Annotated in this window: 19 protein-coding genes; 18 read left to right on the forward strand and 1 reads right to left on the reverse strand. The window is 33.7% G+C overall.

What is annotated here, in order from left to right; all coding sequences use genetic code 11:
• Positions 1–7: 7 nt before the first annotated feature.
• From BN38_RS01805 to BN38_RS01845, 9 genes are all read left to right on the forward strand, one after another.
• Positions 8–319: a PTS lactose/cellobiose transporter subunit IIA gene (locus BN38_RS01805; protein ID WP_044565204.1), complete on the forward strand. Its 312-nt coding sequence runs from the start codon at positions 8–10 to the stop codon at positions 317–319.
• Between the two features lies 1 nt (position 320).
• Positions 321–2,063 (forward strand): lactose-specific PTS transporter subunit EIIC, encoded by a 1,743-nt coding sequence (locus BN38_RS01810; RefSeq protein WP_044565205.1) that lies wholly within the window; start codon positions 321–323, stop codon positions 2,061–2,063.
• Positions 2,063–3,466, forward strand: a complete 1,404-nt coding sequence (lacG, locus tag BN38_RS01815) for a 6-phospho-beta-galactosidase (RefSeq protein ID WP_044565206.1) — start codon at positions 2,063–2,065, stop codon at positions 3,464–3,466. Before BN38_RS01810 ends, lacG begins: the two co-directional genes overlap by 1 nt.
• 52 nt (positions 3,467–3,518) lie before the next feature.
• On the forward strand, positions 3,519–4,268 hold the full coding sequence (locus tag BN38_RS01820) for a DeoR/GlpR family DNA-binding transcription regulator (protein ID WP_044565207.1): 750 nt from the start codon (positions 3,519–3,521) through the stop codon (positions 4,266–4,268).
• Between the two features lie 31 nt (positions 4,269–4,299).
• Positions 4,300–5,559 carry a Gfo/Idh/MocA family oxidoreductase gene (locus BN38_RS01825; RefSeq protein ID WP_044565208.1) on the forward strand — a complete coding sequence of 420 codons (1,260 nt, stop codon included), beginning with the start codon at positions 4,300–4,302 and terminating at the stop codon, positions 5,557–5,559.
• Between the two features lie 86 nt (positions 5,560–5,645).
• On the forward strand, positions 5,646–6,779 hold the full coding sequence (locus tag BN38_RS01830) for an SIS domain-containing protein (RefSeq protein ID WP_044565209.1): 1,134 nt from the start codon (positions 5,646–5,648) through the stop codon (positions 6,777–6,779).
• A 20-nt stretch (positions 6,780–6,799) separates the two neighbouring features.
• Positions 6,800–7,927, forward strand: coding sequence for an N-acetylglucosamine-6-phosphate deacetylase (gene nagA / locus BN38_RS01835; RefSeq protein ID WP_044565210.1), 1,128 nt, complete (start codon positions 6,800–6,802; stop codon positions 7,925–7,927).
• Positions 7,924–8,853: a hexose kinase gene (locus tag BN38_RS01840; protein ID WP_044565398.1), complete on the forward strand. Its 930-nt coding sequence runs from the start codon at positions 7,924–7,926 to the stop codon at positions 8,851–8,853. The genes nagA and BN38_RS01840 overlap by 4 nt, the downstream gene beginning before the upstream one ends.
• Positions 8,850–9,836 (forward strand): tagatose 1,6-diphosphate aldolase, encoded by a 987-nt coding sequence (locus BN38_RS01845; RefSeq protein ID WP_044565211.1) that lies wholly within the window; start codon positions 8,850–8,852, stop codon positions 9,834–9,836. The genes BN38_RS01840 and BN38_RS01845 overlap by 4 nt, the downstream gene beginning before the upstream one ends.
• A 50-nt stretch (positions 9,837–9,886) precedes the next feature.
• On the opposite strand, the gene BN38_RS01850 is transcribed toward BN38_RS01845, so the two are convergent.
• The gene (locus tag BN38_RS01850; protein ID WP_044565212.1) at positions 9,887–10,999 is read right to left on the reverse strand and encodes an ROK family protein; all 1,113 of its coding nucleotides are present in this window, start codon (positions 10,997–10,999) and stop codon (positions 9,887–9,889) included.
• Between the two features lie 152 nt (positions 11,000–11,151).
• Here BN38_RS01850 and BN38_RS01855 point away from each other — a divergent pair, with 152 nt between their 5' ends.
• The 9 genes from BN38_RS01855 (at position 11,152) to fsa (ending at position 22,312) form a co-directional block, all read left to right on the forward strand.
• The gene (locus BN38_RS01855) at positions 11,152–12,318 is read left to right on the forward strand and encodes a MalY/PatB family protein (protein WP_044565213.1); all 1,167 of its coding nucleotides are present in this window, start codon (positions 11,152–11,154) and stop codon (positions 12,316–12,318) included.
• Positions 12,308–13,729, forward strand: a complete 1,422-nt coding sequence (gene nhaC / locus BN38_RS01860) for a Na+/H+ antiporter NhaC (protein ID WP_044565214.1) — start codon at positions 12,308–12,310, stop codon at positions 13,727–13,729. Before BN38_RS01855 ends, nhaC begins: the two co-directional genes overlap by 11 nt.
• A gap of 94 nt (positions 13,730–13,823) precedes the next feature.
• Positions 13,824–14,903 (forward strand): multiple monosaccharide ABC transporter substrate-binding protein, encoded by a 1,080-nt coding sequence (chvE, locus tag BN38_RS01865; RefSeq protein WP_044565400.1) that lies wholly within the window; start codon positions 13,824–13,826, stop codon positions 14,901–14,903.
• A gap of 5 nt (positions 14,904–14,908) precedes the next feature.
• A complete protein-coding gene (locus BN38_RS01870; RefSeq protein ID WP_044565215.1) occupies positions 14,909–16,462 on the forward strand; it encodes a sugar ABC transporter ATP-binding protein in 1,554 nt (517 codons plus the stop codon).
• 34 nt (positions 16,463–16,496) lie between these two features.
• A complete protein-coding gene (mmsB, locus tag BN38_RS01875; RefSeq protein ID WP_044565216.1) occupies positions 16,497–17,633 on the forward strand; it encodes a multiple monosaccharide ABC transporter permease in 1,137 nt (378 codons plus the stop codon).
• A gap of 18 nt (positions 17,634–17,651) precedes the next feature.
• Positions 17,652–18,959 carry a xylose isomerase gene (xylA, locus tag BN38_RS01880; protein ID WP_044565217.1) on the forward strand — a complete coding sequence of 436 codons (1,308 nt, stop codon included), beginning with the start codon at positions 17,652–17,654 and terminating at the stop codon, positions 18,957–18,959.
• 164 nt (positions 18,960–19,123) lie between these two features.
• Positions 19,124–20,617: a xylulokinase gene (gene xylB / locus BN38_RS01885; protein ID WP_044565218.1), complete on the forward strand. Its 1,494-nt coding sequence runs from the start codon at positions 19,124–19,126 to the stop codon at positions 20,615–20,617.
• Between the two features lies 1 nt (position 20,618).
• Positions 20,619–21,662 (forward strand): aldose epimerase family protein, encoded by a 1,044-nt coding sequence (locus BN38_RS01890; protein ID WP_049944419.1) that lies wholly within the window; start codon positions 20,619–20,621, stop codon positions 21,660–21,662.
• Positions 21,659–22,312: a fructose-6-phosphate aldolase gene (gene fsa / locus BN38_RS01895; protein WP_044565220.1), complete on the forward strand. Its 654-nt coding sequence runs from the start codon at positions 21,659–21,661 to the stop codon at positions 22,310–22,312. Before BN38_RS01890 ends, fsa begins: the two co-directional genes overlap by 4 nt.
• Positions 22,313–22,726 lie beyond the last annotated feature (414 nt).

Genomic DNA, 22,726 nt, shown 5'->3' on the forward strand with positions numbered 1-22,726 from the left:
TTAGTTTATGGATAAACAAGAAGTAGCAATGATTGGTTTTGAAATTGTAGCCTATGCAGGTGAAGCAAGATCAACTCTATTACAAGCGCTAAAAGAAGCAAAAAGTGGAAATTTTGAAAATACAGATAGTTTAATAGAAAAAGCAAACGAGTCAATTTTAAAAGCGCACAAGGCTCAAACAGAAATGCTTGCCAAAGAAGCAGGTGGCGAAGATATAGAACTAGGTTTTATAATGCTTCACGGCCAAGACCACCTTATGACTACAATGCTTTTAAAAGATATCATTGAAAATTTAATAGATATATATAGGGAGAAATAAAATGGAAAAGCTAGTTGCAAGAATAGAAAAACATAAACCATTTTTTGAAAAATTATCAAGAAATATATATTTAAGATCAATAAGAGATGGATTCATAGCAGGTATGCCTGTTGTATTATTCTCAAGTTTATTCATTCTTATTGCATTTGTACCAAATGCTTTTGGTCATGAATGGAGTGAAGAAACTGTAGCGATGCTAATGAAACCTTACAACTATTCTATGGGCATTTTAGGTTTCTTAGTTGCAGGAACTACTGCAAAATCGTTTACAGACTTGCGTAATAGAGAAATGCCAAAAACAAATCAGATGAACTTCATGTCAACTATGCTAGCAGCAATGGTTGGATTTTTGATATTATCTGCTGATTCAGTTGAAGAAGGCGGATTTTTAAGCGGTTTCATGGGAACAAAAGGTCTTATTACATCATTTATTGCGGCATTTATAACTGTTAATATTTATAGGTTCTGTTTTAAAAGAGATATTACAATAAAACTACCAAGTGAAGTACCACCAAATATTTCAAAGGTATTTAAGGACTTGATTCCTTTTTCAATTTCAGTAGTTGTTTTATATGTAATTGATATTTTAGTTAGAAATTTAAGCGGAACAAATGTTGCAGAATCTATATCCTTAGGACTTGCACCATTATTCCAAGCTGCAGATGGATATCTAGGCTTAACACTAATCTTTGGAGCATATGCATTTTTCTGGTTTATCGGTATCCATGGGCCATCAATTGTAGAACCAGCCATAGCAGCTGTTTTATATTCAAACCCAGAAATAAACCTATCTTTGATGCAAGCAGGCCAACACGCAGATAAAGTAATCACATCTGGTACACAAATGTTCATAGTAACAATGGGTGGAACAGGAGCGACACTAGTAGTTCCATTTATATTTATGTGGTTATCAAAATCAAAAAGGAACAAAGCTGTAGGAAGAGCTTCTGTAGTACCAACATTTTTTGGTGTAAATGAACCGATTTTATTTGGTGGTCCACTAGTATTAAACCCAGTATTTTTCTGGCCATTTATATTAGCTCCAATATTTAATGTATGGATATTCAAATTCTTTGTAGATACACTAGGAATGAACAGCTTTACAGCTAACCTACCTTGGACAACTCCAGCACCTTTAGGTATACTTTTAGGACTTAATTTCCAATTTAAAGCAATAATATTGATGTTAGTACTAATTGCTGTAGATACATTAGTTTACTATCCTTTCTTTAAAGTTTATGATAAACAAATCTTAGAAGAAGAGCAAAAAGGAAATATTGAAGCAAGCAAAGAACTAGATGCAAAGGTAAAAGAAAACTTTGATACAAGAAAAGCTAACGACGTTATTAAAACTAAAAATGATGCCATAACTTATGAATCAAAAGATAAAGATTCAGTAAAAACAGGTGTCGTATCAGATTCATTAGAAAAACCTGTAAATGTATTAGTCCTTTGTGCAGGTGGTGGTACAAGTGGACTTTTATCAAATGCATTAAACAAAGCTGCTGAAGAATACAATGAACCAATAACTGCTGTTGCAGGATCTTATGGTGAACATAGGGATATTTTGCAAGACTTTGACTTAGTAGTCTTAGCTCCACAAGTAGCAAGTAACTATGAAGATATCAAGAAAGAAACAGATCCATTGGGTATAAAACTTGTGAAAACCGAGGGATCCCAATATATAAGCTTAGTTAGAGATGGAATTGGGTCATTGAACTTTGTGAAAGAGAGTGTTAAATAATGAGAAAATTTCCTGAAGATTTTATTTTTGGCGGAGCGACAGCAGCATACCAATGTGAAGGAGCAACCAAAGAAGACGGAAAAGGTCTAGTTTGCTGGGATGTTTACTACAAAGAAACTGATGGATATAATCCAGATCCAGCTAGTGATTTTTACCACAAATACAAAGAAGATATTGATAACTGTGTAAAATTTGGCATCAACGGTATCCGTATATCCATAGCTTGGACAAGAATTTTCCCAGAAGGCTTTGGAGAGCCTAACCAAAAAGGTGTCGACCACTATCATGATCTTTTCAAATATTGTATTGATAATGGTGTTGAGCCACTAGTAACCCTTCATCATTTCGACACACCTTATGAACTCCACAAGATGGGAGATTTTACCAACAAAAAAGTACAAGAATATTTTATAGACTACGCTAAATTCTGCCTCAATGAATTTACTGAGGTTACAAAATGGGCGACATTCAACGAAATTTGGCCATGGTCAGTCAACCAATTCGTTATGGGAACTTTCCCACCAGGAGAAAAGTATAGGTTCGACAAGACTGTAGAATGTATCCACGGCATGCTTTACTGCCACGCTGTAGTAGTTAACTACTTCAAAGATAACAATATTAAAGGAGAAATGGGTGTAATCCACTCCCTACAAACAGTATATCCAGTAGATGAGGATTCAGCAAATGTCGAAGCAGCCAAAAGAGTCGATGCAATTTCAAACGGTCTAGCAATTGAAGCTACTTTCCTTGGAGAATACACAGATGAAACTGTTGAAAGAGTCAACTACATCCTCAGAGCCAATGACATGGCAGACTTCGATCCATCAAAAGATGAAATGGCAGAAATCAAAAAATCAGCAGGAAGAATGGATTTCTTGGGCATCAACTCTTACAATGCCAACTGGTACAAGGCCTACGAAGGAGAAAACTACCACCACCACAATGGTACAGGTGACAAGGGAACATCAAAATCAATGCTAAAAGGTATGGGCCAAGAAGTAAAACCAGAAGGTCTTCCAAGAACAGACTGGGATTGGATAATCTACCCACAAGGCCTCTATGACATGATTATGAGAGTATCAGAATACGAAAATTGCAATAAAATATACATTACTGAAAACGGAATGGGCATCAAAGAAGAGCTAAACGAAAACAAGACAGTAGAAGATGATGATAGGATTGATTATGTGAGAGACCACCTGGATGTAGTCTTAAGAGCCAATGAAAATGGTGCCAATGTAAAAGGTTATTACTTATGGAGTCTGATGGATATGTTTAGCTGGTCAAATGGTTATAACAAGAGATATGGTTTCTTCTTTGTAGACTTTGAAACACAAGAAAGATATCCAAAGAAAAGTGCCTACTGGTTTAAAGAATTATCAGAAACTAAAGAATTAAGATAGTTTTAAAGTGGCATTAGTTAAATCTAATGCTACTTTAATTTTAGGATAAAAAATGTTAAAAGACGAAAGACAAGATTTTATTGTTGGAATAGTAAATAGCGAAAATATAATAGAAGTTTCTGACCTAACATCAGCCCTAAATGTCACAGAAATGACCATACGCAGAGACCTTAAGGAGCTTGAGGAAAAGGGATTACTAAAGCGTATCCACGGAGGGGCAAAAAAAGTCAGAAACTTATCTAATGTTGAATATTCCAATACGGAGAAAAAGCAAAAAAATATTAATCAAAAAAAATATATCTCTAAGAAAATTTCTGAGATTTTAAGAGATGATGAAATAATTTTCATGGGTCCAGGAACGACTATGGAATATGTATCAGAATATATTGATGGCAAGCACCTTACCATCTTCACCAACTCCCTATATTTATTCAATGAGCTTATAAAAATAGACTCCTTGGCTGTAAGGCTTATTGGCGGAAAGTATCGAAAAATAACAGGCGCTTTCGTTGGACCACTTGCCATAGATATGATAAAAGATTTGCGCTTCCAAAAAACCTTCATAGGAGTCAACGGCATAAGCCAAAACAACGCCTTTGCTTACAACGAAGACGAGGGCTTCTTGCAAAAAATAATTTTGGATAACTCATCAGAAAAATTCATAGTAGCAGACTCAAGTAAAATCGGTATCGAAGATTTCTACTCATTTTATAAGCTAGAAGATGTAAGCGTTGTAACTGATGATAAGATAAGTAGCCAAGAACTCAAGGAGCTTTCCAAGTACACAAGGGTCATAAAATAATAAATGCAAAAGCTAGCAAGGGGAAATAATAATGAAAGTAGGAATTATTGGAGCAGGAGAGCGAGGAAGAATCGCTTACGCTAGAGAATTAAATAAATATGAAGAAGTCGATATATTAGCTGCAGTAGAGTGGAATCAAGAGAAATTGAAACTTACAGGCGGAGAATTTGCTATTGATCCAGAGTATCTTTTTGATAATGCAGATGACTTCTTTAAGAAAATGGATGAAGGCAAATTTGTAGATGCTTTGGTTATAGCTACCTATGATAGGGAACACTATGACATTACCATGAAGGCCTTGGACTATGATGTTGATATATTGCTAGAAAAACCAATCAGCCCAAATGCTGATGAGGTATTTAATATAGCCAAAAAAGCCGAAGCAAGAGACAATGTATTTATGATCTGCCATGTTCTTAGATATGCACCATTTTACACTAAGATAAAAGAAGTCCTTGATAGTGGAGCAATCGGCAAGGTTATAAACATCAACCACAATGAAAATATTGGATATTTCCACTTTGCTCACTCCTTTGTAAGGGGCAATTGGAGAAATGAAGAAGAATCTTCACCGCTTATTCTCCAAAAATCATGCCATGACATGGATATATTGCTTTACTTCTTGGGACTTAAACCAAAAAGTATATCATCTGTTGGAAGCTTGACATACTTTGTTCATGAAAACCAACCAGAGGGAGCAAGTGATAGATGTCTTTCCTGTAAATACCAAGATGAATGTATTTATTCAACTAAAAACTTTTATAGACAAGGCTATAGAGGCTATGGCTGGAGAAACCTTGTAGATCCAAGTCTTACAGAAGAAGGTCTAATAGAAGCCTTGGAAAACGGTTCTTATGGTAGATGTGTATGGGCTTGTGATAATACAGTTTGTGACCACCAAGCAACCACGATAGAATTTGAAGATGATGTGACTGCTGTATTTAACCTTTCTGCCTTTGCTAAAAATGTTCATAGAAATATAAAAATCCAGGGAACCAAAGGCGAAATAATTGCCGATGACCACGAAAAAGAAATTATTATCAATACATTCGGATCAAGTGAAGAAAGAGTTATCAAAGTCCAAGAGATGAACGGTGGCCATGGTGGCGGAGATTACGCAATAATCAAAGCTTTCATGGAAGGAATAGGAGGAGATAAGGATAAGATAAAAACAGGTGCCAGCGAATCAGTAATGAGCCATTTGATGTGCTTTGCTGCCGAAGAAAGCAGAAAGAAGAAAAAACTTATAAATATAGAAGAATTTATAAGTGACTTGAATGGTAAAAATTAACTTTTCACATTAAAAACTTCTTTAAGGATTTATTAAAATTGGTAAGATTAAAATAGAGGTATAAATATAATTTATGAGGAGGGAAAATGTATTTAGATTCAGAATATATAAAGAATAATGATGCAATTAATACTTACAGCGAAATTTTTTCTCAAGGGGAAAAATGGCTCAAAGTTTATGAATTATATGAAGAAAGAAAAGCGAAAATTGATGAATTTCTAGCAAAGCTTGGTGATGATGTAAGAGTCATATTCACAGGTGCTGGTACCAGCGAGTATGTGGGCAATATTGCCAGTGAATACTTGAAAAATAACGACAAATACCACTTTGAAAGTATTGCTACAACTGATCTAGTTTCTGCTCCATACCTACATTTTAATAAAAACCAAAAGACTCTTTTAGTTTCTTTTGCAAGAAGTGGAAATTCTCCAGAATCCCTTGCTGCAGTAGAACTAGGTGAAGAAATTGTAGATGATTTCTATAATCTTGCCCTAACTTGTGCTCCTGATGGCAAACTTGCCCTAAAATTAGCAGATGATGAAAAATCATTTGTATTTATCGAACCAGAAGGTACAAATGACAAGGGATTTGCTATGACAAGTTCATTTACATGTATGCTTTTATCAGCTCTTTTAATCTTTGATGAAAGAAATGACAAGAAAGAACTTGTAGAAGAACTTTCAAGTACTTCAGAAAAAATCTTAGCTGATGCAGGCAAAATTGAAGAATTGGTAGATTTTGATTTTGATAGAATAATCTATTTAGGTTCTGGTCCTCTTTACAAACTTTCAAATGAAGCGAGACTAAAGGTTCTTGAACTTACAGCAGGAGAAGTAGCAAGTTTATACGAATCTTCAATGGGTTTTAGACATGGTCCAAAATCATTTGTAGATGAAAAAACACTAATAATTTCATTTATTTCATCAAATGAGTACACAAGAGATTATGACCTTGATATCTTAAATGAAATCGCAGCAGATAAGATTGCTCCAAAGGTTATTGCTGTAGCAAATACAGATATTGAGTGCGATTTTGACAAGTTAGTTTATGAGAATAATGTTGATAATGATGTTTACCTAGCTCTACCATACGTAATAGTTGCACAACTTATAAGCCTTATCACAAGTCTAAGAGTAGGAAACACACCAGACAACCCATCAAGATCAGGAACAGTTAATAGGGTTGTAAAGGGCGTAACAATCCACCCTTACAATGCTTAAGAAAAAGCTTTGGAGGAATTATGTTTTATAAAGCTAAATATATTATTTTAGAAGACGAAGTCTTGAAAGACTATTTTATGGAAGTTGAGGATGGCGTTATTAAGTCATTTTCTAAAAGTGAACCAGAAGAATTTGAGGACTTGGGAGAAATCATTGCTCCTGGTCTTGTAGATACTCATATTCACGGCTACTATGGCGAAGATATTATGAATGCTAAGCCAGGGGCTTTAAATATTATTTCTAAGGGTCTATTAGAAACTGGAGTTACAAGCTTTTTGCCAACAACTCTTACAGATTCTACTGAAAGACTTAACGAAGCTTGTAGGGTAGTTGGAGAAGAATACAAGGACGCTGAAGGTGCAAAAATAAGGGGAGTCTTTCTTGAAGGACCATTTTTCACAGAAAAATACAAGGGAGCCCAAAATGACAAATATATGTCAGATCCAGATATAGAAAAACTTAAAAAATGGAAAGACTTGTCAGATGGCCTAGTTAATAAAATCGCCATTGCTCCAGAAAGAGAAGGAGTGACTGACTTTATAAAAAAGGCAAATGCTATGGGCGTATACGTTGCTCTTGGCCATTCTGATGCTTCTTATGATGTGGCTATGGATGCTGTTGATGCTGGAGCAAATATTTTTGTCCACACCTATAATGGCATGAGCGGCCTACACCACAGAAATCCTGGAATGGTTGGAGCTGCTATGAATTCTGAGGCTATAAGCGAACTTATCTGCGATGGCCACCATGTAAATCCAGTTAGTGCCAATATATTGATGAATGTCAAAGGACGTGACCACATAGCTCTTATCACGGATTGTATGGCTGCTGGTGGCATGGCTGAAGGTGACTACAAACTTGGAGAATACGATGTAATTGTAAAAGATGGTACAGCAAGACTAAAAGAAGATGGAAATCTAGCTGGATCTATCCTAAAACTTAAAGATGCAGTGAAAAATGTTGTGGACTGGGATATAGCAGATGTATTTGAAGCCATCCAAATGGCAAGCCTCATCCCTGCCAAATCTGTAGGCATTGATGATGTTTGTGGCAAGCTAAAAATAGGTTATGATGCTGACTTCATAGTCCTAGATGAAGACTTAGAACTTAAAGCAACATACATTAACGGAAATAAGGCATGGGCATGATTTTAACAATAACTGCAAACCCATCTGTGGATATTTCCTACGAACTAGATGACTTTAAAATTGACGATGTAAATAGAACTAGTCAAGTTATAAAAGATGCTGGTGGTAAGGGAATCCACGTTGGCTATGTCGTAAAAGAACTAGGTGGAGACGTTGTTCACTCTGGTTTTGTTGGCGGTGCTCTTGGCCAATATATAAAAGAAACTCTCAAGGAAAAGGGACAAGAATCAAGATTTGTAGACATCAAAGAAGTCACAAGAAACTGTATAGCAGTCCTACATGATGGAAACCAAACAGAAATCCTAGAAAAAGGTCCAACAATCTCCCAGGAAGAAAAAGATAAATTCATAGAAAATCTTGATAAGATAAGCGAGGGCTGTGAAATCATCAACATTTCTGGATCGTTGCCAAAGGGACTTGAAGTTGACTTCTATCAAACAATCATAAAATATGCCAACGACCATAACAAATTTGTATCCGTAGACACATCTGGCAAAACTCTTGAATCAATAATAAACGCTGAAATAAAGCCGGATCTGATCAAACCAAACGAAACAGAAATAGGAGATGTTCTAGGCATAGAAGTAAACAAGGAAAATCTTGGAGATATCCTATTAAAAGAACCCTTTAAAGACATAAAATATGTTATAGCATCCATGGGCAAAGATGGAGCGATTGTAAAGGCGAATAACAAAATCTATGGGGCAAGCGTGCCAGAAGTTAGTGCAGTAAACCCTGTGGGAAGCGGAGATTCATCACTTGCAGGAGCCTTATCTGCTATAAATAATGGCAAGGATGACATAGAGATTATAAAAACAAGCATGACTTGTGGCCTTTTAAATGTACTAAACAAAGAAATAGCTCACATCAATATAGACGACTTTGACAAATATTACAATCAAATAAAAGTGGAGGAAATTATATGAAAGTATCTCATGAGAAATACGAAAATCTCAAACAATTAGCAAACGAAGAAGGAGCAATAGCGGCACTTGCCATTGACCAACGTGGATCAATGGAAAAGATGATGGGAAAAGCCAACCCAGACCTAAACAATGTCGAAGGCATAGGCAAATTCAAAGAATTAGTATCAAGTGAGCTAACAAAATACTCATCATCAATACTTCTAGACCCAATTTATGGCATGAAAGGAGTAGAAGCAAGAGACAAAAACGCTGGCCTAATAATGTCCTATGAGCAAACAGGCTATGATGAATACGAAGAAGGCAGACTACCAAGACTAATCGACTTCGTATCAGGACTAAGAATCAAAGAAATGGGCGCAAACGCAGTAAAAGTCCTACTATACTACGACATAGACGAAAGTGAAGAAATCAACGACATCAAAAAAGCATGGGTAGAAAGAGTAGGCTATGAATGCGAAGCCCTTGGCCTTCCATACTTCCTAGAAATCGTAAACTACGATGCCAATATCGACGATGCCAAAGGAATCGAATACTCAAAATTACGTCCAAAAAAGGTAATCGAATCAATGAAAGTCTTTGATGACCCAAGATACAAGGTAGACGTACTAAAAGTAGAAGCACCAGTAAACATGAACTTTGTAGAAGGATACGGAGAAGGCGAAATCCTCCACTCAAGAGACGAAGCCCTTAAATATTTCAAAGACCAATCAGACGCAACAAGCATACCATTCATATTCCTAAGCGGCGGAGTAAGCGCAGACTTATTCAAAGAAACCCTAAAATTTGCAAAAGAAGCCGGCTCAACATTTAACGGTGTCCTATGCGGCAGAGCAACATGGAGAGGCGCAGTAGACGTATTCGGCAAATCAGCAGAAGACGCAAAAGAATGGCTAAACACAGAAGGCAAAGGCAACATAGTAACCCTAAATGAAGTAATCAAAGAAACCGCAACATCAGTATTTGATAAGATTGAGGAAGAATAGGAAGGTAGAAAAAGCTGTAGATGTAAATACATCTGCAGCTTTTTTTAACACTATTTTTCAAAAAATTTAATTATAGAATGATAAATACAACCTATTAGAGTAGATTTATCATTAAACTTTGATACCTCGATAGATATAGGTTGGCCAAAAGTTGATATTACATTCTCTGATACCTTCTCTAAATAAAAAGGAATATTATAAGCTAAATCACTATTAATATATACACAGGCAGGATCGATAGTTTTAACAATGTTATTTATGCCTATACTCATATACTTTATATTTCTTTCAACAGTTTTTATGGCAAATTCATCATTAGCAAAATATCTATCTATAAGTTCACTAGATGTTGAAATTGTATCATCTGACAAAGTATTATAATAATCAATATCTGCAGAAGTCGAACAATATCTTTCAAAACACCCATTATTACCACAATGGCAACTTTCGCCATCTGGTACGATAATCATATGACCAATCTCACCACCATAACCTCTATTGCCCTTGTGAAGCTTTCCATCTATTATAATGCCAGAGCCAACACCACTACCAACATTTATAGTAGTCAAATTATCAATTTGCGTAATATAATATTCGCAAAGGGCTGCAGCATTAGACTCATTAATTAAATTAAAATCAATATCAGGGAAGTCCTCTTTTAATTCAGCAACCAAATCTATTTGATCGATATCATAGTTAGGAGTAAATATTACTTTATTATCTCTTACTATCCCGTGAATAGCTATAGAAATTCCTTTTAGCTTATTTTCTCCATTAATTGTGTAATTTTCTTGCGTTTGATTAATAATTTTTCCAATTTCATCAGTAACATTTTTACTACTAATATTAATCTTCTTGATATCATAACTTTTGATCTCGAAATTCATATTGCAAATACAATATGATATATAATCTCTAGATAAATCGATAGCCATAAAATAGGCGTACTCATGATTTAAAGTTAACTCTATAGGCCTCCTACCACCTTTAGAAGAAGCTTCACCAACACTAACCTCAGTAATTAAATCCTCACTAATAAGACTACTAACGCTTGAGGAAATAGAAGTTTTATTTATTTTCAAATCTTTAGACAAATCAACTCTTGATTTTTTGTGATTATTTAAAAGTTCTTCTAATATAAGAACTTGATATTCATTTCTCATAATTTCTCCATTCCTATAATTATATTAAACAAATTTTTCAAAATAAATCAAAAAACACTTTACAGATACAATTATATATGATATAGTTTAGTTAGTAAATAAATTTACTAACTTATATATGTATAAATCTATTAAATTTTGGAGGTGATTCCTTGAATATAGTTAATAGAATAGGAACGAATTGTGCGAAGTGGGATGAAACTATTGATAAATATGACAATCCTAATATTATTCCCTTAACGGTTGCGGACATGGATTTTAAATCATCACCAGAGATTATTAAGTCTTTGGTAAAATTTGCGGAAATGGGAATCTATGGTTATACAAATCCTAGTCCAAGATATTTGGATTTATCACAAAAATGGATGGAAAGCCAATATAAATATGAAGTAGACAAAGATTGTATAGTTTTTTGTCCTAGGATAATTCAAGCTTTATCATTAGTAATTCAAAATTTTACAAAAGAAAATGATGATATTATGATTATGACTCCCTTATATAGCCCAATTCAAAATGCTATCAAAGTCAATAAGAGAAATACAATAGAAAATAAACTGATTTATGAAAACGGTTCTTATAGAATTGATTTTGGACAAATGGAAAATGCTTTGAAGTCTGGAGTTAAAATCTTTGTCATTGTATCTCCTCATAATCCTACAGGAAAAGTTTTAAGTAAAGAAGAAATTGAAAGAATAATATTCTTATGCAAGAAATATGATGTATTAATTTTTTCTGACGAAGTTCATGCGGATTTTGTTTGGAGTGATAATTTTGTTAGTTTTGCCAGTTTCTTTAGTCAGTATGATAAGATGATTGTTGCTAATTCACCATCTAAGACCTTTAACATACCTGGGTTGGAGATTAGCAATATAATTATTGAAAATTCTAAAATAAGAGATCGATTTAAGGTAATTCTTATTCAAAATGGAATACATAATCCAAATTATTTTTCTATACCTGCAATTGAAGCAGCATATGGTGATAGCTATAACTGGATGTTGGCAATAAAGCAAGATATTAAAGAAAATATGATTTTAATAAAAAATTTTTTTGAAGAAGGCTTACAAGGTTTTACGTGTAGTAAAATCGAAGGGACATTTTTGCTATGGATTAGCTATAAAGACTTAAATATAACTGAAGAAGAGTTATCGGACTTATTTGTTAATCATGCAGAGGTAGCTGTATCTTTAGGAAGTGAATTTGGAGATGAAGGCTATGGATTTTTCAGAATAAATGCTGCTGCTCCTAAAGAGCTGATAGTAACTGCTCTAGATAGAATAAAAAATAATATTGATTGGGAGAGTATTTATGAAAAGTAAAGAAAAAAGAAAGCCAAGCACATTAGAAGCGCTATTCCCTATACTGACTATGCTTATCTTACTAGGAATAGGTATTGGAAAATTTGATTTACCAGCTGAACCATTAATAGTACTAACTACTTTTATTTCTGGTATACAAGCGGCATTTCTTGGATATAGTTACGACGAAATCATGGATGAAATATCATTAAAAATAAAAAGTGTATGGGGTGCTCTTCTAATTCTAGTAATTGTTGGTTTTATGATAGGCTCTCTAATGATAAGTGGGACTATTCCAATGATGATTTATTATGGACTAAAATTAATTAACCCTAATTACTTAGCAGTAACAGCGTTCTTGCTAACAGCAATAATATCTGTTTTGACAGGAACATCGTGGGGATCTGCTGGAACTATTGGTGTAGCTTTCATGGGAGTTGCCATTGGTATGAATGCTAACTTAGCATTGATAGCTGGTGCGGTTGTTTCTGGGGCCTATTTCGGTGATAAGCTATCTCCACTTTCAGATACTACAAACCTATCTTCAGCAGTTTGTGGTGTGGATTTATATGAGCATATAAGAAATCAAATGTGGACTACAGGTTTTTCAGCAATAGTGGCAGTGGTTTTCTACTTTATTTTGGGAGGAGTATCAGGAGCAAATGGAGCTGAAATCCCTCAAGCAGTTAATGAAATGTTAAGTTCATTAGATAGAATATTTAATTGGAATATTTTATTGATAGTGCCTTTAGCAATAGTTTTAATAGGATCAATAAAAAAATTACCGACTATACCAGTCATGCTAGTTGCATCTATCGTAGCACTAATTAATGGAGGAATATTTCAAGGAGCCAGCCTAAATGATTGTATAAATGCCACTATAAATGGATTTAATGTAGGAATGTTAGGTTTTGAGGAATCTTCTGTATCTGCAGATTTGGTAAGGTTGCTTACTAGAGGTGGCATGATGGCTATGATGAATACGCTTCTTATTGCTATTTGTGCAATTTCCTTTGCTGGAACCATGACTGTTACTGGTAGTTTATCAGTACTAATCGATAAATTGATTACAAGGATAAATAGCACATTTAAGCTTGTTCTTTCTACTGAGATAATTTGTCTAATAACAACTGGAGTAACTAGTAATGGCCAGGTATCTATATTGATGCCAGGAGAAGCTTTAAAAGATGTATATGTTGAAAAAGGGTTACATCCAAAGGTTCTATCAAGAACACTTGAGGATTCTGTTACATGTACTGAGTGTTTGATTCCTTGGACAGCTGCAGGAGCTTACATGGCTACGACATTAGGCGTACCTACATTAACATACTTACCTTTTGCAATTCTTAACTATTCTGGATTAATATTTGCTTTAATATGGGCTGCCACAGGAATAGGTGTAACTCATATAAAAACAAATAGTGATATTTAAAAGAAATAATCTGTCACTTTAAACAATAATTTGTAAGGGGGAGTTTATGAGAAAATTTTAAAAAATAAGTTTTGTGAGTTTTTTAATGGCGTTGATGTTAGTATTTATTGGATGCTCAAATGATAGAGCTTCCAATACAGAGTCTAATACAGAAAGTGCAAATTCATCTGAAATTTCAGAAGATGGAAAATATGTTGGAATTGTTATGCCAACTCAATCATTACAAAGATGGAACCAAGATGGAAATAATCTTAAAAATTTACTAGAAGAAAAGGGTTATAAAGTAGATTTACAATTTGCTCAAAATCAACCAGATACTCAAGTGTCTATGATTGAAAATATGATAGCAAAAAAGGTGAATTACCTTGTAGTTGGCCCTATCGATGGAAATACTTTATCAGGAGTAATGGATCAAGCTCACGAAAACAATATAAAAACTATTGCATACGATAGATTGATTATGAATACTGAAGCGCTTGATTACTATGCAACATTTGATTTGACAACTGTTGGTGAAATTCAAGGTCAATATATAGTTGATACACTTGATTTAGAAAATGAAGAAGGACCATTTAACTTAGAGCTAGTTACTGGGCCTATGGATGATAACAATACTAAATATTTCTTTGAAGGTGCTATGAGTAAGTTACAACCTTATATAGATAAAGGAACTTTAGTTATCAAATCAAATCAAACAGAAATGAGCCAAGTTTCTACTCCAAATTGGGATGAAGCAGAAGCTCAATCAAGGATGGAAAATATTATTACAACATTCTATCAAGATGAAAAAATAGATGCTGTCCTATGCTCTAATGACTCCGTTTCTCTAGGAACTCAATCTGCATTATCAGCAGCAGGATATGGTACAGATGAAAAACCAATGCCTGTTTTGACAGGTCAAGATGCAAATATACCAAATGTTCAAGCGATTTTAGATGGCAAACAAACGATGACAGTATTTAAAGATACTAGAACGCTAGCCAAAGAAGTTGTAAATATGATTGAAGCAATGAACAAGGGTGAAGAAGTAAATACCAATGATAATGAAACATATGATAATGGATCAAAGGTTGTTCCAACATTTTTGATAGACCCTGTTGCTGTTGATAAAAATAATATAGAAGAAACATTATTTGATAGTGGTTACTATAATAAAGATGAATTCAATAAGTAATAAAAATGACTGACTTTATATTAGAAATGAAAGACATTACCAAGGTTTTTGGATCTACAAAAGCCTTGGATAATGTAAATTTACAAGTAAGAAGAAACACTATTCACGCTATATGTGGTGAGAATGGTGCTGGAAAGTCTACTTTGATGAATATTCTAAGTGGTCTTTATCCAGCCGGAGATTATTCTGGGACGCTAATATATGATGGCAGGCAAGTAAATTATAAAGGAATAAAAGATAGTGAAAATGATGGCATATCAATTATTCATCAAGAATTATCTTTGATTCCGGATTTAAATATAATGGACAATATATTTCTTGGAAACGAAATAAATAAAAACGGAATTATCAACTGGAAAGAACAATATAAAATAGCAGAAAAGTTTTTGACACTTGTTGGTCTTGACGATGATCCAAGAGCTGAAATATCAAGTCTAAGTGTAGCCAAGATGCAATTAGTTGAACTAGCAAAGGCAATATCAAAAGATGTAAAATTACTTATTCTTGATGAACCTACTGCTTCCCTAAATGTAAATGATAGTGAAAAACTTTTACAACTGATAGAATCCCTAAACCAGGAAGGTATCACATCTATTATTATTTCCCATAAGCTTGAAGAGATTACAGAAGTGGCCGATTATATAACAATAATTAGAGATGGGCATACCATTGAAACACTTGATAATACTCAAAGAGATGTGGATGATAATAGAATTATTCAAGGGATGATTGGTAGAAAGATGACCAATAGGTTTCCAGAAAAAGAAAATAATATTGGTCAGATAAGCTATGAAATCAAAAATTGGACATATAAGAATCCAATCATTGAAAATAAATTATTATTAGATGATATAAATATCAATATTCGTAAAGGTGAAGTAGTTGGTATTTCTGGACTTATGGGTTCTGGAAGAACTGAGCTGGCACTAAGTATCTACGGTTACCCTCCAGGGGATAAGGTAAGCGGAAGTATTTATAAAAATGGTAAAGAAATAAAAATCAATAGCGTTAAAGAAGCTATAGACAATGGAATCATATATTTAACTGAAGATAGAAAAACAAAAGGATTGTACTTAGATAGGAGTATTAAAGATAATATAACAATAGCAGCTTTAGATAAAGTCAGCAAAAACACTGTTATAAATAAGGATAAAGAAAATCTAGACACAAAAAAATACAGTGACATGGTTAAGGTAAAATCCAGTGGTATCAACCAACATACTAGATGCCTATCTGGAGGAAACCAACAGAAAGTCCTATTGGCGCGATTACTATACAGGGATTCTGATTTGTTAATTTTAGATGAACCTACAAAGGGTGTTGACGTTGGTGCTAAGTATGAGATATATGAATTAATAAATCAAGCTACATCCTTAGGAAAATCTGTGCTTGTGATTTCATCAGATATGCCAGAAATAATAGGTATTAGTGATAGGATTTATGTTATAAATGATGGACGAATAGTAGGAGAACTTCCAAAGGAAGAAGCAAATCAAGAAATTATTATGAAAACAATGCTAGAAGGTTCTACTAATACAATAAAAAGCCATAAATCTTAACGAAAGTAAGAAAGGTTTAAACAGAGAATGGTTTATGATGACTGAGAAATTTGAGATTAAGAAATTAAGAAAATTCATGATGTTTATAATGCTGGTGGTGATAACAATATTATTCCAGATTTTAACCAAAGGAGTTCTATTGACTCCTTCCAATATAACTAAACTAATATTACAAAATAGTTATATTATAATTCTAGCTATTGGTATGCTGCCGGTTATTTTAACAGGAAATGTCGACTTATCTGTAGGTTCGTCTTTAGCATTAGTTAGTGCTATAGCTGGAAAGATGATTATTGAGAAAAATTTAAACATACCAGTTACTATTATTGCTTGTTTACTTATAGGGTTAGTTCTTGGAGCTTGGCACGGATTTTGGGTTTCTAGAATTAAAGTTCCAGCTTTTATTGCTACACTATCTGGACTTTTAATTCTAAGAGGTTTAACAATTTCTATCCTAGATGGAAATACCTTAGCACCTTTTCCAACTGCCTATACTAATATAGCTTCAGGGTTTTTACCACAAACTAGTAAATTTGTAGGAATATCAATTTCTGGATGGGTAATTTTGTTTATTGCGGCAATTACTATTTTCACTAAATTTAAAAGCGCAAAAAAATCAGATAAAAAGGCAAATATATTGTATCCTATTTTATCTATGATAGTAGCCTTTGTAGTAGTCTTTGTATTAGAAAAATATCAAGGCATTCCAATTATATTAATAATTATAGGATTATTAGTATTCATTTATTCCTTTATATTAAGAAATACTACCCTAGGTAGGAGCATATATGCAACAGGGAGTAATGAAGAAGCAACTAAGCTTTCTGGTATTAATACAAAGAAAATACTTTTCCTAACATATGTAAATATGGGATTATTAGCTGCAGTTTCAGGTATAACTTTTTCAGGTAGGCTTGGAGCATCTACTCCTACAGCTGGTCAAGGTATAGAACTTGATGCTATAGCAGCTTGCTATATAGGTGGAGCTTCCGCTAGTGGTGGTATTGGAACAATATCAGGAGCTATCATAGGCGCATTAATTATGGGAATACTAAATAATGGTATGTCTATAATGGGAGTTGGTACAGATTGGCAGCAAGCAATCAAAGGTTTTGTACTATTATTTGCAGTAGCATTTGATATGCTCAGTAGAAGAAAAGCTAATAGATAAATAATTTAAGGAGAAAAAATGAAATATTTTGAAGGAATAGAAAAAGTTAAATTTGAAGGGGTTGATTCTAAGAATCCTCTTGCTTATCACTACTTTGATGCTGACAAAGTAGTGCTTGGAAAACCTATGAAAGAGCATTTTAAATTTGCACTTGCTTATTGGCATACTATGGGTCAAGAAGGAGCTGATCCTTTTGGAGTTGGTACTGCTAAGAGAAATTGGCATGGTGCTTCTCCAATGGAGACTGCAAAAAATAGAGTTGAAGCATTTTTTGAATTGCTAGAACTTCTTGGAGTTGAATACTTCTGCTTCCATGATGTTGATATTGCTCCAGAAGGAGATTCTTTAGAAGAGTTTTATGCAAATCTTGATGAGATTACTGATCTAATCAAGGAAAAAATGGATGAAACTGGCATCAAGTTACTTTGGAATACTGCTAATATGTTTAGTCACCCTAGATACTTAAATGGTGCAGCTACTACTAACAATGTAGATGTTTATGCATATGCAGCTGCTCAAGTTAAAAAAGGTCTAGATATTTCTAAAAAACTTGGTGGTGAAAACTATGTTTTCTGGGGTGGAAGAGAAGGCTATGAAGAGCTCTTTAACACAGATTATGAATTGGAACAAGAAAATCTTGCGAAATTTTTCCATATGGCTTGCGACTATGCAGATAAGATTGACCACAAGGTTCAATTCTTAATAGAGCCTAAGCCAAGAGAACCAATGAGACACCAATATGACTATGATGCTGCAACTGCACTATTCTTTATCAACAAATATGGCTTAAAAGATAGATTTAAGTTAAACCTTGAGGGCAACCATGCTACTTTGGCAGGTCATACTTTTGAACATGAATTGCGTGTGGCAAGAACAGAAGGAGCTCTAGGTTCTATTGATGCTAACCATGGTGAAGAACAATTGGGTTGGGATACTGATGAATTCCCATATGATTTGTATCACACAACACTAGCTATGTATGAGATCTTAGAAAACGGAGGACTTCATAAGGGTGGAATTAACTTTGATGCTAAAGTAAGAAGAACTTCAGTTGACCAAGAAGACCTTTTGATTGCTCATATTGCTGGTATGGATACATTTGCTAGGGGTCTACTAGCTGCAGCAAAGATGAAAGAGGATGGATTTATTGAGAATATTTTAAATGAAAAATATGAAAGTTTTGAGTCTGATTTAGGTAAATCTATTATAGACGGAACAACAGACTTTGAAAAACTTACAGAATATGCATTGAAGAATGATAAGATTGTCAATAAGTCATATCATGTAGAATATCTAAAACAAAGAATTAATGATTATTTAGTATAAGTTAAATTAAAGGGATGTTGCATAGTGAATATTGTTTTTAGTATAAGAGCTTTCTAACCTTATATCTATGTATTGATAGATTAATAGGTTTTTAAAGATTAAGCTTATATTAACTATAAAGGATTCATATTTTGCAACAGCCCTTTTTTCTAGAAAGGATTCTTATGAAATATATATTAGGAGTAGATTTGGGGACTAGTTCTCTTAAAGGATCTGTCTATACTGTAGATGGTAGTCTGGTAGAAACAAGTTCATCTGCCTATGACTTAATAATTCCACAGAAGGGCTTCAGTGAACAAAATCCTCACGATTGGATAGATGCTTTTATAAATGTAATATATGACCTTGAAAAAAAGATAGAAGATTTTGATAAAGACTTAGAAGCTTTAAGTTTTTCTGGGCAAATGCATAGTTTGGTATTGTTGGATCAAAATAATCAAGTTCTAAGAAATGCTATTTTATGGAATGATGTTAGGACAACTAGGCAATGTAAGAAAATAATGGAAAATTATGGAAATGACCTAGTTAATATTAGCAAAAACATAGCCTTAGAAGGTTTCACCCTCCCTAAAATCTTGTGGGTTAAAGAAAATGAAGCAGATATTTGGGATAAAGTAAAACATATGCTTTTGCCAAAGGATTATCTAAGATATTGGCTAACTGGCAAATATAATATGGACTATTCTGATGCGGCAGGTACTTTATTATTAGATATAGGTAAAAAAGAGTGGTCAGAAGAAATAGCAGATCAATTTGAAATAGACAAAAATATACTCCCGCCTTTGGTGGAGTCCATAGAATATGTAGGAGATATTTTGCCAGATATACAGGATAAGCTAGGTCTTAAAAACAAAGTAAAGGTTTATGCTGGTGCAGCTGATAATGCAGCTAGTGCAGTAGGGTCAGGTATCACAACAAATGATAAAGGAATGATAAGTATAGGAACATCAGGAGTTGTATTGGCCAACAAGGTAAATTTAACAGGCAATGAAGATGGGAAATTACATACCTTCAACCATGCCATCCCTGGCTCATATTATTCTATGGGAGTTACCCTTGCTGCCGGTAAAAGTCTTGATTGGTTAAAATCGACTTTTGGATCGAATATGACATTTGATGAATTTCTAGAGGGGATTGAAAATGTTAGTCCTGGTTCAGAAGGTTTGATGTTTACCCCATACATCCAAGGTGAAAGAACTCCGTATAATGATAGCAGTATAAGAGCTTCTTTTGTGGGAATAGATATCTCTCATGATTTACCATGCTTTACAAGAGCAGTCCTTGAAGGAATTACATTTTCTCTTAAAGATAGCTTGGAAATAATTGATAAAGAACCTGGTGAAGATGTAAGCCAATTGGTATCAGTAGGTGGAGGCGCCAAAAATAAAATTTGGTTGCAATTGCAAGCTGATATTTTAAATAAGAAAATTATCACTCTAGAGATTGAAAATGGACCATCAACTGGCGCTGCTATGATTGCTGCAGTAGGCTTGGGATATTACGAAAACTTTGGGGAATGTGCCAATAAGTTTGTAAATTACAAAGAAGAATATCAGCCAAATCCTCAGAATGTCCAAGTTTACGAGAAATATTATCAGGTATATAAGACTATTTACCAAAATACAAAAGCTATATCCAAAGAACTTCTAGAGATTTAATATGAAATATACAGAAAAAAATATAGGAACTTTTAATGGAGAGCCTGTAACTGAAATTGAACTTATAAATGACCTTGGAAATTCAATTGTATTTTGGAGCCTTGGGGCTCGTATAAATGAATTTAATATAAGATCTATTGGTAATATTGTTTTATCATATAAAAACATTGACCAACTTATAAATAATAGGTCCTATTACTTTGGAGCAACTATTGGTCGAGTGGCAGGTAGGATTACAAATTCTAAATTTACTTTAAATGATACTGATTATATCCTAGATGCAAACGAAGCTAACAATCACTTGCACGGTGGCAAATCAGGTTATGATTTAAGAAATTGGTCTTATGAAATAAAAGAATGCGATTCGGCAATAAAGGTGATATTCTCTTTGCTCGACAAAGAGAAAGACAATTATTATCCAGGTGATTTAGAAATCAAAGTAATTCATAGCTTTAATAATGATAACGAATGGACTGTTGAGTATAGGGCACATTCTAACAAAGATACCATAGTAAATCCAACTAACCATGTTTATTTTAATCTAAATGGAGAAAAATCATCTGTTGCGAATCACTATCTAACAATACCCTCCACAGAAATATTAGAAACAAATGATGATAGTAGTCCAAATGGAAAAAGACAATCAGCACTAGGGACAGATATATATTTTAACAAAACTGTCAGGATGGAAAAAATATTTGAAAGCAATCACCCTGAAGTATTGAAAAATAAGGGTTTGGATACTATATATGTACTAGATAATACCAATCCTGTTATTTTAGAAAATCCTTCAAAAAACATTAATCTAGAAATTAATACAGATAGGACTTGTTTAATAGTTTATACTCTAAATAAAATAAATGAGGATTCCTCAATGGATCTTTGTAAACACCAAGGAATTGCGCTAGAAACACAATTGTTTCCAGATGCTATAAATCACGAAGATTTTGGGAATATAATACTTAAGAAGGGAAATGAGTTCTATTCAAAAACTGTGTATAAGGTGAAGGCAAAAAGGAATGAAAATACAAAGGAGGCAAAATGAAGTTTTTCTTGGACACTGCAAATGTAGATGAAATCAAAAGAGTTAACGATCTGGGGCTTTGTGATGGGGTTACTACTAATCCTTCTTTGATTAACAAAGAGGGTAGAGATTTTAAGGAAGTTGTTAGCGAGATCTCAAAGATAGTTGATGGACCTGTTTCTGCTGAAGTTACTTGCTATGACTATGAAGGGATGGTTGACCAAGCCCGTGATTTGGCTAAGTGGTCTGATAATATAGTTGTAAAGATCCCTATGACAGAGGATGGCCTTAAGGCCATACACACCCTATCAAGGGAAGGGATAAAAACTAATTGTACACTTATATTTTCCCTTTCCCAAGGAATTATGGCTATGAAGGCTGGAGCAACATATATTTCTCCATTTATGGGAAGAATCGATGATATGGGAGAAAACGGAGCAGAACTTGTTGCTTCCCTTCGTGATGTGATTGATATATATGGATACGAATCAGAAATAATCGCAGCAAGCATCAGACACATCAACCATCTAGAAGAAGCTGCCCTAGCAGGTGCACACATAGCAACTATTCCAGGGTCATTGTTTGAGAAATTGTGGACTCATCCATTGACTACAGCAGGCATTGATGCCTTTGTCAAAGACTGGGAAAAATTTGAATCTAGAAATAAATAATTAAAAAGCGGGTGAGACCTGCTATCATTTATAGAGCGTTGATAAAGTAGGTGAGAATAACACACTCATCTACTTTTTAATGCTCAAATATATATTTACAATGATTTATATAATATATTAAGGAATAAGTATATTATATAAAATACAAATGATACACATGACTTGACATAAATAATGTCTATGTAGTTTAAAGCTTTAGTTAATAGTAATCATATTGTTAGCAAGCTGATTCGGCTCTTTTAACTGAGATGGTATTCATACGAATTCCCTTATGTAAGTGAAGTTTTTTTAAACAATAAAGAGACTGTATAAAAATTATGACGAATTTATTCATAATTTAGTAGAATCCGTAAAGTTTATGAGCTAAATATTTTTATTATTAATAATTTTTAATAAATGATATAAAATGTTCTT

The sequence above is a fragment of the Anaerococcus provencensis genome (assembly GCF_000312365.2).
Classification (GTDB): Bacteria; Bacillota; Clostridia; order Tissierellales; family Peptoniphilaceae; genus Anaerococcus; species Anaerococcus provencensis.